This is a genomic window from Pseudomonas sp. BAY1663 (assembly GCF_000582595.1).
Lineage (GTDB): Bacteria > Pseudomonadota > Gammaproteobacteria > Pseudomonadales > Pseudomonadaceae > Stutzerimonas > Stutzerimonas stutzeri_AF.
The window spans coordinates 1-1153 of record NZ_AZSV01000199.1 but is presented as its reverse complement, the minus strand read 5'-3'; the positions used below and the strand labels follow the sequence as shown (position 1 = coordinate 1153).

Annotated in this window: 1 protein-coding gene; it reads left to right on the top strand. The window is 72.3% G+C overall.

Annotated elements, in window-relative coordinates; translation table 11 throughout:
• The coding region (locus BAY1663_RS22760; protein ID WP_037045416.1) for a YifB family Mg chelatase-like AAA ATPase at window positions 1-1148 on the top strand (1148 nt) is incomplete at its 5' end.
• Window positions 1149-1153: the final 5 nt, after the last annotated feature.

Here is a 1153-nt window from a genome sequence, read left to right as displayed (position 1 = left end):
GGCCGGTCCAGGGCGTGCTGCCGGCGGCGCTCGCGGCACGCGCTGCCGGCCGTGCCTTGCTGGTGCCACGGGCCAATGCCGAGGAAGCCAGCCTGGCCTCCGGCCTGGTCGTCTATGCCGCCGACCACTTGCTCGAAGTCGCCGCGCACTTCAATGGCGCGACGCCGCTGCAACCCTACGTGGCGCAGGGCCTGCTGCGCCAGACCCTGCCCTACCCCGACCTGGCCGACGTGCAGGGCCAGCAGGCCGCCAAGCGCGGCCTGCTGGTCGCTGCGGCCGGCGCGCACAACCTGCTGTTCTCCGGCCCACCGGGGACCGGCAAGACCCTGCTGGCCAGCCGCCTGCCCGGGCTGTTGCCGCCGCTCGACGAGCAGGAAGCGCTGGAAGTCGCGGCGATCCATTCGGTGGCCAGCCACAGCCCGCTCGCGCACTGGCCGCAGCGACCCTTTCGCCAGCCCCATCACAGTGCATCCGGGCCGGCGCTGGTCGGTGGCGGCAGCCGGCCGCAACCCGGCGAGATCACCCTGGCGCACCAGGGCGTGTTGTTTCTCGACGAACTGCCCGAGTTCGACCGCAAGGTTCTCGAGGTGCTGCGCGAGCCACTGGAATCGGGCCAGATCGTCATCGCCCGGGCGCGCGACAAGGTGCGCTTCCCGGCGCGCTTCCAGCTGGTGGCGGCGATGAATCCCTGCCCCTGTGGCTATCTCGGCGATCCCGGCGGCCGTTGCCACTGCTCGCCCGACCAAATCCAGCGCTATCGCAGCAAGCTCTCCGGACCGCTGCTCGATCGCATCGACCTGCACCTGACCGTCGCCCGCGAAGCCACCGCGCTCAACGCGCCGCCACAAGCCGGGCAAAGCAGTGCCGAAGCCGCCGCCCAGGTGGCACAGGCCCGGCAGCTGCAGCTGGCTCGCCAGGGCTGCGCGAATGCCTTTCTCGACCTCGCCGGCCTGCGCAGCCACTGCCAGTTGCAGGCCGAGGACCAGCGCTGGCTGGAACACGCCTGCGAGCGCCTCGGCCTGTCGCTGCGCGCCGCCCACCGGCTGCTCAAGGTGGCTCGCACCCTCGCCGACCTCGAACAGGCCCCCCGCATCGGCCGCCAGCACCTCGCCGAAGCGCTGCAGTACCGCCCCGGCAGCCAGGCCTGAGCAAG